This window comes from Acinetobacter sp. OYA S30 (assembly GCF_033599315.1).
Lineage (GTDB): Bacteria > Pseudomonadota > Gammaproteobacteria > Pseudomonadales > Moraxellaceae > Acinetobacter > Acinetobacter baumannii.
This window is the reverse complement of record NZ_JAWVAV010000112.1, coordinates 1-1,309: the sequence shown is the minus strand read 5'-3', so window position 1 is coordinate 1,309 and position 1,309 is coordinate 1. Positions and strand designations below refer to the sequence as shown.

The window sequence follows — 1,309 nt, the reverse complement described above, 5'->3', positions numbered from 1 at the left end:
TGAACCGTACCGGGTTTGTCGGAGACATTTTTATTTAAGTTAGGCCACGTGACCTAACGGGTTAATCTTATCATAGTACATTGCTTCAAACTCAAAAGGCGATACATAACCCAATGCGCTGTGTACACGCTTTTTGTTGAACCAATCTACCCAATTTAATGTCGCAAGTTGTACATCCGCTAAACCTTGCCAGTCTGCTTTTAAATATTCAATCACCTCTGTTTTGTATAACCCATTCACTGTTTCAGCCAAAGCGTTATCGTATGAATCACCGGTCGTACCGACTGATGCTCGTAAATTTGCTGCTTCTAAACGATTGGTATAGCGAATTGAAAGATATTGAACACCTCTATCTGAATGATGAATCACATTCTTAGGCATACCTCGGTCATGCAATGCTTGCTCTAGTGCATCGAGCACCATGTCTGTATTCATACGTGTTGATACTTTCCATCCAACAATCGCTCGTGAGAACACATCAATAATAAAGGCGGTATAGACCCAGCCTGAATGAGTTTGAATATACGTGAAGTCACCGACCCATAGTTGGTTTGGATAATCAGCAGTAAAATTACGTTTCACTAAATCATCCGCTCTTTTTTGATCATCTCGGCTACGGGTGGTGTATTTATTCTTCCCACGCCAAACACCCTGTATACCTAGCTTCTTCATCAAGCGAACCACTGTACAGCGTGCAATAACATAACCTTCACGTTTCAGTTGTTGCCAAACTTTACGTACACCATATCGACCTGAACTTTCTTTCCAAATTCGTTTAATTTGTTCAGCATGATGCAAATCATGTAGATCTCGCTTTGCTCGATGTTCTGGGTTTTCAGCAATATCTAGTGTTCGATAATAGGTAGAAGCTGAGATCGGTAAAATCCTACAAATCGCCTCAACACCATATAACGCCTTATTGTTATGGATGAAATCCACCATTATTTGTGTGGGCGGTCGAGCTCCGCCTGGGCGAAAAAAGCGGCTGCTTTACGCAGAATTTCATTGGCACGCTTTAATTCTTTGATTTCACGTTCCATTTGCTTCATTTTTTCTTGATCAGAGATCTGTTGTACTTTGATAGGATTTTGCTCATCTAAATGCTTTTGATGCCAAGCACGAAGTGTTTCAGGAGTACAACCAATCTTAGGCGCAATAGCTGTGATCGCAGCCCAATTAGATGGATAGTCTTTTTCAGATTCAATCAATAATTGAACCGCTCTTTCTCTGATTTCAGGGGTATATTTTAATTTGGTCATCGGAACATTCTCTCAGAATACTGAGTCTCCGACAAACCCGGTACGGTTCA

General features: G+C 41.0%; 1 protein-coding gene and 1 other annotated feature. The gene reads right to left on the bottom strand.

Annotated features, from left to right (window positions below; translation table 11 throughout):
• Window positions 1-39 precede the first annotated feature (39 nt).
• A protein-coding gene (locus R5R67_RS19350) for an IS3-like element ISAba34 family transposase (RefSeq protein ID WP_085944009.1) occupies window positions 40-1,259 on the bottom strand; the annotation gives its coding sequence in 2 pieces (ribosomal slippage) (window positions 40-983 and window positions 983-1,259; 1,221 coding nt in all).
• Window positions 868-984, bottom strand: a sequence feature (AL1L pseudoknot). It overlaps the preceding gene by 117 nt.
• Window positions 1,260-1,309: the final 50 nt, after the last annotated feature.